This window comes from Streptomyces sp. 796.1 (assembly GCF_047525675.1).
Lineage (GTDB): Bacteria > Actinomycetota > Actinomycetes > Streptomycetales > Streptomycetaceae > Streptomyces.
This window is the reverse complement of record NZ_JBLIWA010000010.1, coordinates 57,155-65,055: the sequence shown is the minus strand read 5'-3', so window position 1 is coordinate 65,055 and position 7,901 is coordinate 57,155. Positions and strand designations below refer to the sequence as shown.

Sequence of the window (7,901 nt, the reverse complement as noted above, 5' to 3'; positions counted from 1 at the left end):
GCCGCAGCGAACGCCAGCGGCACCACCACCGCGACGCCGAGCCCCAGCAGCGCGAACCCGGCGAGCGCCGCGGCCGGGTGGCCGGCCGTGACCACCAGTACGCCGCCGAGCGTGGCGCACGCCCCGCTGGCCCGCACCGTGCGCACCGCCCCGAAGCGGGTCACCGCCGCGTCCCCGGAGAGCCGCGCGATCGCCATCGTGCAGGCGAAGGCCGTGGTGGAGGCGGCGGCGAGGCCGGGCGAGGTGCTCAGCTCGTCCCGCAGGTAGACCGCTGACCAGTCCAGGCTGGCGCCCTCGGCGAACACCGCGCAGAACCCGACGGCCCCGATGACCAGGGCCGACTTCGGCGGCAGCGCGAAGTGCGGCGGCGGGTGCTCGTCCGGGGCGCTGCGCAGGTCGAGCACGCCCTGACAGGCCACTGCGCCGAGCGCGGTGAGCACCCCGGCGGTCAGCGCCAGGTGCCCGCGGGCGTCCAGCCCGGCGTGTGCCGCGACCGTGCCGACCGCCGAGCCGAGCAGCGCCCCCACGCTCCACATGCCGTGCAGCCCGGACATGATCGACCGGCCGAGCCGGGCCTCGGTCTCCACGCCCAGCGCGTTCATCGCCACGTCGGCCGTGCCCGAGGTCGCGCCGTACACGAAGAGCACCGCGCACAGCGTGGCCAACCCCGGGGCGAGCGCCGGCAGCGCCAGCGACAGGGTCCACAGCGCGAGCAGCCCGCGCAGCGCCGGCCGGGCGCCGAACCGGTGACTGACCCAACCCGCCAGCGGCATCGCGACCGATGCGCCCAGGGCCGGAAAGGCGAGCGCCAGGCCGAGTTGGCCCGCGCTGAGCCCCGCATGGTCCTGAATCCAGGGCACGCGGGTGGCGAAGCTGCCGGTGACCGAGCCGTGCACCGCGAAGACCAGGGCCACCGCGACGCGCGCCCGCCGCAGCGCGCGGTCCGCCGTCCGCCGCCCGTCCGCTTCCGTGCCGACCTGCCGCATCGTCCCCAGCCCTCCCGGCCCGGTGGCGGGCCCGTCTACGAGGTTCCCGGGGAGCGTTCCCCGGAGCGCGGTGAAACTATCAGGAAGCCTGCCTAATAAATAGGGAATTCCTGAGCGCCGTGCAAGGATTCCGGCATGACCCCGACGCGCCTGCACCAGGGAGTGCGGACCGCCTCCCCGAGCACCGCCCGCGCCATCAACGACCGTTTGGCGCTCGGCCTCTTGCAGCGCGAAGGGCCCCTGACGGCAGGTCAGCTCAAGCAGCTCACCGGGCTGTCCAGGCCCACCGTCGCCGACCTCGTCGAACGGCTCCAGGGCGCCCGCCTGATCACCGTCGTCGGCGAGACCGGCGCCGAGCGGCGCGGGCCCAACGCCAAGCTGTACGGCATCGTCGCGGACCGCGCCCATCTGGCCGGCATCGACGTACGCCCCGACAGCATCACGGTCTGCGTGGCCGACCTGCTCGGCCACACCCTGGCCGAGGCGTCGTTGCCCATCGACGCCGAATCGGCCACGGCGCCGGACGGGCGGCGCGGCGAGCGGCCCGCCGTCGCGGCGGCCGTTGAGCTGGTGGAGCGCACCGCCGCCCTGGCGGGCACCACCCCGCTGCACACCATCGGCCTCGGCGCGCCCGGCCTGCTCGACCCGGTCACCGGCGCGCTGGACGGGGTGGGCTGGCTGTCGCGCTGGCACACGGCGCTGGTCGCGGCGGTACGCGAGCGCTTCGGGGCCAGGCTGCTGCTGGAGAACGAGGCCAACCTCGCCGCGGTCGCCGAACAGCGCCTCGGCACGGCCCGCGACCGGGACACCTTCGTCCTGCTGTGGCTCGGCGGGGGGACGGGCGCCGCCGTGGTGCTCGACGGGGCGCTACGGCGCGGTACTTCGGGCGGCGCGGGGGAGATCGGGTTCCTGCCGGTGCCCGGCACCGGCGCCTTGCCGACCGCTGCCGCCTGCGACGGCGGTCTGCACTCCCTGGTGGGCGCCGCCGCGCTGGGCGCGCTCGCCCGCCGGCACGGGCTCGCCGCCGAGACCGACGACGTCCAGAGCGCGGAACGGGTGTTGCGCGCGGCGGTCACCGCGGTGGCCGAGGACGCCGGCGGCCCGGCGGCCCGCTTCCTGGACGCGTACGCCGACGGCGTGGCCATCGGCGTGGCCGCGGTCAGCGCGGTGCTCGACCCGGGCTGCGTGGTCATCGGCGGCGAGATCGGCCACGCGGGCGGCGACGAGTTGGCCCGGCGGGTGGGGGAGCGGGTGGCGCGGATGTCCCCGGTCCGTACCGAGGTACGGGCCGGCACGGTGGGCGGCGCCGCGGTGTTGCGCGGCGCGGTGCTGATGGCGCGGGACGCGGCGCAGGAGGAGTTGTTCGCACCGGAGGGGTGAACCGCCCTGCCAACCAACCAGCCCGCCCCCTCAGCAGGCCGACCAGGGCACCCGGCACACGTGCGGTTCCGGGTCCGGTGGGCACAGGCCCAGCAGTACCGCCGTGCGGAGCCTGCGCCAGGTCCGTAGCGAACATCGGAGCCTGACCTGCAATTCGACCAGTTCCCGCGCCCCGGCGTGCTGTCCGGGGTGCTCGATGGCCCACTGGTCCGCCAGGTGGTCGTACAGTTCGGCGGGCGCCGACTCGGGGTCGGGGTGGGTGCGGTGGACGTCCACCGCGACGATCCGGGCGCTGTGCGCCGCCACCACCCGCTCGACGACCTCCCGCACCCAGTCCAGCCCCGGCCCGTCCGCGTACAGGCCAAGCCGCAGCAAGCGTGTCCTCATGCGCATGACCTTACGGGCCGCCGGCCCCCACCGGCCGCGAATCGTCGACGGCCAGCAGCGCACGGCCGCCCCCGCCCCGCCCCCCAGCGCCACCCCACCGGAACCCGGCCCCGCCCGGCCCCGCTCAGGGCCGCACCGGCACCCGGAACCGCCGCCGGTACTCCGTCGGCGTCGTGTTCAGGCGCCGGCGGAACGCGCGGACCAGGGTGTCGGTCGTGCCGAAACCGCAGCGTGCGGCGATGCGCTCCAACGTCGCGTCCGAGGACTCCAGTTCCTGACGGGCCTTCTCCACCCGGACCGACTCGACGTAGGCGTGCGGTGTCATGCCGAGTTCGGTCTTGAAGAGCCGGGTCAGGTGCCGGTCGCTGACGTGCGCGTACGCGGCGAGGTCGGCGACGGTCAGCGGCGTGTCGAGGTGGCGCAGCACGTGGTGGCGCAGGTCCTCGATGCGGCGCGTGGTGGCGACCTGCTCCAGCGGCGCGCTGAACTGGCTCTGGCCGCTGGGGCGTTTGAGGTACATGACCAGTTGCCTGGCCACCCGCAGGGCGACGGCCTCGCCGAGGTCCTCGGCGATCAGTGCCAGGGACAGGTCGAGGCAGGCGCTGATCCCGGCCCCGGTCCACACGTCGCCCTCCCGGATGAAGATCGGGTCGGCGTCCACCGTGACGGCCGGGTGGTCGGCGGCCAGCCGCTGGGCCGTCGACCAGTGGGTGGTGGCGCGCTTGCCGTCCAACAGGCCGGCCGCGGCCAGCAGGTGCGCACCCACGCACACGGAGGTGACCCGGTGCGCGCGGGCGGCCAGCACCCGGACCCACTCCACCAGGCGCGGGTCGACGACCGGATGGACGCGGCGCTCGGCGTCGACCTCCACCGCGCCGGGCACGATGAGCGTGTCGATGGCGCCGGCGGCGACCTCGGCGAAGGTGACGTCGGGCAGTACGCGCACCCCGGCGCCGGTGGTGACCGGGTCGGTGCCCGCCGCGGCGAGCAGCACCCGGTAGCCCGCGGCCTCCTCGGTCTCGCGCAGGGCCAGCGCGAACACCTCCGGCGGCCCGGTGACGTCGAGCAGGTCGACGCCGTCGAAGAGCACGATGACGACGAGGCGACGGACGGCGTCGGGCACGGGTCCCCCAAGGGGTGTGGGCTGGGCGCGGTGGCATGTCGGTATATGCAGGTCAGACGTCATTGCCGACATCCGAGCCGGCTCCTAGTTTTACCTGCATGGCCCACGGACCGTTCGGGCCGCCCCTCCACCCGCATACCGAAGGCGGTACTCCCATGCCCAGAACCACCCTGCGCGAGCTCAACGGCTTCGACCAGACGCCCGCGGACCTGGCCGACGCCGCGCTGGTCCTCATCGACCTCCAAAACACCTACACCACCGGCGTCATGGAGCTCGACGGCTGGCGGCCCTCGCTCGCCGCCGCCGCGCAGCTCCTGGCCCGGGCCCGCCGGGCCGGTGCAACGGTCGTGCACGTGATCAACGACGGCGGCCCGGGCACCCCGTACGACATCGGCGCCGACATCGGGCAGATCCACCCGGACGTCGCCCCGCGCGAGGGGGAGCCGGTGGTGGTCAAGCAGGTCCCGAACGCGTTCGTGGACACGGACCTGGCCACCCATCTGCGCCCGGGCCAGGACGTGGTGCTCGCGGGGTGGATGACCCACATGTGCGTGGCGTCCACGGCGCAGGGCGCCTTCCTCGCCGGGCACCGCCCGACCGTCGTCGCCGACGCCTGCGCGACCCGCGCGCTGCCGCTTGCGGGCGCCGAGGTCCCCGCCGACCAGGTGCACCGGGCCGCCCTGGCCACCGTCGCCGATCTGTACGGGGTGGTCGTCGCCACCGAGCGGGAGCTCGGCCGGTGAGGTCGGCCGGAGCGGTGCGGCCTGCGGGATCGGCGCGGCCTGCGGGAGCCGCAGGGCCTGCCGGGCCGTCGCGGCTGGCCGCCGCCGCTTAGGGCAGCCCCGTACCTGGCTGCCGCGTACCGCCGGTGACCTGGGGGAACGCCCGCGCGCCGGGCCCCGAAACCGGGACCCGGCGCGCTCGTCACGTGTGGCCCACCGAGCCGGGCCCCGCCGCTGGGTGGGGGCCCGGCCCGGTGGCGCACCCGGCGGCGGGTGACGCCACACTCACCGCCGCCGGGTGGTCCTTAGTGGGTCAGCAGGCTCCTGCGTCCTGCCAGACGCCGTCGACACCGGGCTCCTGGCCCTGCGTCCACCACTTGGCCTTCCAGGTGTGGCCCTTCCAGGAGACGGTGGCGCCGCCGTTGTAGACCGCGGCCTTGTCCCAGGCGGGGGCGGTGCACTGGCCGCCGTTGCCACCGTTTCCGCCGTTGTTTCCGCCGTTGCCGCCCGTGCCGCCGCTGCTGCCGTCGCCCGGCTCGACGATCTTCGTGCCGCGCGCCAGGTCACCGGCGAGCGCGTACGACTTGCCGCCGAAGGAGACCGTCCAGTTGGACGGCGTGGAGGTCGGCAGGTAGTAGACGAGGTCGAAGGTCAGCGACGCGCCGGGGGCCAGCGACTGCCAGCTCGGCAGCTTGATCGAGGCGCGGTGGTAGTCGCCCTTGAGGCCGCCCACGTTGTTGCCCGTGTGGTCGCTGCGGATCACCCGCAGGCCCCAACCGCTCTGGTCCTTCGCGTTGTTGGGCGCGGAGGTGGCGTAGTCGAACTGGAACTCGGCGCCGCCCGGGATGGTCGACTTGGTGTTGTTGGTGATCTGCACCTTCGGGCTGATCGGGTAGTTCGAGTCACCCAGCGGGAAGTCCCGGTAGGTCACGTCGAGGTCGACCGCGTCGGTCGGCAGCTGGGTCGTGGCCCGCGTGGCACCGTAGCCGGGCGCCGCCTTGAAAGCGTCGTAGAGCGTGGTGGTGAGCGTGTTGCCGGGACCGTACTGGCCCTTGGCCGCGTCGTACGCGTAGTCGCCGGCCAGCTCCCAGATCATGGTGCCGCCCAGGCCCTTGTCGACCACATACTGCGCCTTGGCCTTGACGGACTGCTCGTCCTCAGTGGACAGGAACACCTTCTTGTCGGCGTTCCACAGCCACGGGGCGGTCAGCGTCGAGTCGTAGTTGCGGGTGTAGCTGCCGGTGAGCTTGGTGTCGGCGGGGAAGCCGTAGCGGGTGACGTAGTCGCCGACCACGCCCTTCTCCAGGTTCTTGGCGTGCCACATCGGGTTGGAGCCGGCCGGCGACTCCTTGCCGTTGTCGTCCTTGTCGTGCCACAGGTTGTCGATGCCGACGGCGCCGTCACCGCACTCGGTCAGCCCCGAGCCGGCCGGGCAGGAGCTGGCCTTGGAGGTTCCCCACAGGCCGTTCTTGCCGCCGTTCACGTTCTTCCAGCCGCGGGTGTAGTACGGCAGGCCCAGGTTGATCCGGCCGGCCGGCATCGAGCCGCGGAAGTAGTGGTAGGACCAGTCGCCGTTGAGGTAGCCGATCCCGCCGTACTGGGCCGCGTTGTAGACGCCCCACTTGATCAGTTCGGCGTCCTTGCCGTCGTCGTACAGCGCCGCGTTCGGGCCGACGAACTCGTTCCAGGCGCCGTGCAGGTCGTAGGACATGATGTTGACGTAGTCCAGGTACTTGGTCGTCTGGTACGTCTCCATGCCGCGCAGCAGGTAGCCCGAGGAGGGGGCGGCGACCGACAGCAGGTAGTGCTTGCCGTCCGCGGCGCCGGCCCTGTCCAGCTTCTCGCGCAGCGTCTTCATCAGCGCCGCGTAGCCCTTGTTGAGCCCACCGCGGCGGGCGTTGGCCAGCGGCCAGTCCTGCGGGTGGCCGGCGTCCTTCATCGAGGTCGGGTACTCGTAGTCGATGTCCACGCCGTTGAAGCCGTAGGCGCGGATGAAGTCGACCGCGGAGTCCGCGAAGGTGTTGATGCCCGCCTGGTTGACCGAGCCGTCGGCGTTGGTGGCCATCGAGTAGAAGCCGCCGGACTTGACCCGGTTGCCGTTCTCGTCGAGGTAGCCGCCGGTCTCGGCCCAACCGCCCACCGAGATGAGCGTCTTGACGTTCGGGTGCTGCTTCTTGAACTTGTTCAGCAGGTTGAAGTGACCCTTGTACGCGTACTCCGGGTCCATCTCCGCGCCGGCGACGCCGGGCCAGGTCATCCCGGTGGAGGCGTTGTTGGCGCCGTCCGCCCCCACGGAGATCTTGTTGGCCTTGTCGATGTGCGCGAAGGCGTAGTTGAGGTGGGTGACCTTGTCCCACGGGATGTTGTTGGCCAGGTAGGCCGGGGTGCCGTCCTTGCCGGTGCGCCAGCTCGTGAAGTAGCCGATGACGCGGCGCTGGTGGTCGGGGCCCATCTTCTCGCGGCCGGCGGAGTCGTAGACCGAACAGTAGGGGACGTCCACGCCCGGGGTCTGGTAGAGGCCGTCGGGGCGACAGGCGGACTGGTCCTCGGCGTGCGACTCGGTCGCCGAGAGGGTGGTGACGAGGAGCCCGGCGAGCGCTGCGGCCGTGGCCGCGAGCGTGGCTCTCGCCCGGTTACGGGACAACACGATCGGTTCCTCCTGGAAGGGGCTCGGTGGAGCTCGCGGGGGTGAGAGTCGTGCTGTGGGGGGTGCCGTACGTACGGATGGTGCGCGCGGAGTGTGGGGTGTTGCGTGTGCCGTGTGTGCTGCATGCGGTGCGTCAAGTGCCGTGGTGCGACGGTGCCGTAGTGCGACGGTGCGGTACCGAAGACACCGAACGCGCCGAATGCATCGAGTACATCGACGACGAGGCGGGGGCACGGGCCGACGGCGTGCGCACGCCGCGGTCCGATTCCTCGAAGGTGAGCCAGAGGCTAAAAGGACTAGACCAAAGCGTCAATAGGTATGGACCAACATCAACGTCCGGGTGGGTCGGCGGAGTTCCGGCATCCCGGTCTGCCGAGGGGGCGGATTTTAGACATTCGACGGCGAAAGATCTTGTGAGCCAGCCCACAGCGGCCGGCCCGCGTACCCCACCCGGCCCATGGCAGACTGGAAGGCGTACCAGTGACGTCAGCGCACTCCGGGGTCGGTGAAAGTCCGAACCGGCGGTTACAGTCCGCGACCCGTCCGCTGCCAGCGGCCGGTTGACCAGGTGAAACTCCTGGACCGACGGTTAAAGTCCGGATGGGAGGCAGTGCGCGACGGGCGAGCACCGGTGCGCCGTCGCCCGGCGGCTCCCC

Annotated in this window: 6 protein-coding genes and 1 riboswitch; of the genes, 2 read left to right on the top strand and 4 right to left on the bottom strand. The window is 72.7% G+C overall.

Features of this window, described 5'->3' with window-relative positions; all coding sequences use genetic code 11:
• Window positions 1-986, bottom strand: a 986-nt coding sequence (locus ACMA1D_RS09200; RefSeq protein WP_414723374.1) for an MFS transporter, incomplete at its 3' end; no start/stop codon positions are given.
• A 135-nt stretch (window positions 987-1,121) separates the two neighbouring features.
• On the opposite strand from ACMA1D_RS09200, the gene ACMA1D_RS09195 reads away from it, so the two are divergent.
• The gene (locus ACMA1D_RS09195; RefSeq protein WP_414723373.1) at window positions 1,122-2,366 is read left to right on the top strand and encodes an ROK family transcriptional regulator; all 1,245 of its coding nucleotides are present in this window, start codon (window positions 1,122-1,124) and stop codon (window positions 2,364-2,366) included.
• A 30-nt stretch (window positions 2,367-2,396) separates the two neighbouring features.
• Here the strand turns inward: ACMA1D_RS09195 and ACMA1D_RS09190 are convergent, their stop codons facing one another.
• Window positions 2,397-2,753 carry a hypothetical protein gene (locus ACMA1D_RS09190; protein ID WP_414723372.1) on the bottom strand — a complete coding sequence of 119 codons (357 nt, stop codon included), beginning with the start codon at window positions 2,751-2,753 and terminating at the stop codon, window positions 2,397-2,399.
• 124 nt (window positions 2,754-2,877) lie between these two features.
• On the bottom strand, window positions 2,878-3,876 hold the full coding sequence (locus ACMA1D_RS09185; protein ID WP_414723371.1) for a GlxA family transcriptional regulator: 999 nt from the start codon (window positions 3,874-3,876) through the stop codon (window positions 2,878-2,880).
• A 155-nt stretch (window positions 3,877-4,031) separates the two neighbouring features.
• Between ACMA1D_RS09185 and ACMA1D_RS09180 the strand changes: the two genes are divergently transcribed.
• Window positions 4,032-4,619, top strand: a complete 588-nt coding sequence (locus ACMA1D_RS09180) for an isochorismatase family protein (protein ID WP_414723370.1) — start codon at window positions 4,032-4,034, stop codon at window positions 4,617-4,619.
• Window positions 4,620-4,911: 292 nt separating this feature from the next.
• On the opposite strand, the gene ACMA1D_RS09175 is transcribed toward ACMA1D_RS09180, so the two are convergent.
• Window positions 4,912-7,245 (bottom strand): chitinase C-terminal domain-containing protein, encoded by a 2,334-nt coding sequence (locus ACMA1D_RS09175; RefSeq protein WP_414723369.1) that lies wholly within the window; start codon window positions 7,243-7,245, stop codon window positions 4,912-4,914.
• Window positions 7,246-7,732: 487 nt separating this feature from the next.
• A riboswitch (FMN riboswitch) is annotated at window positions 7,733-7,863 on the top strand.
• Window positions 7,864-7,901 lie beyond the last annotated feature (38 nt).

Coding starts and splice junctions, on each gene's coding strand:
- ACMA1D_RS09180 (WP_414723370.1), top strand. CDS start 4,032: ATGCCCAGAACCACCCTGCGCGAGCTCAACGGCTTCGACCAGACGCCC.
- ACMA1D_RS09195 (WP_414723373.1), top strand. CDS start 1,122: ATGACCCCGACGCGCCTGCACCAGGGAGTGCGGACCGCCTCCCCGAGC.
- ACMA1D_RS09190 (WP_414723372.1), bottom strand. CDS start 2,753: ATGAGGACACGCTTGCTGCGGCTTGGCCTGTACGCGGACGGGCCGGGG.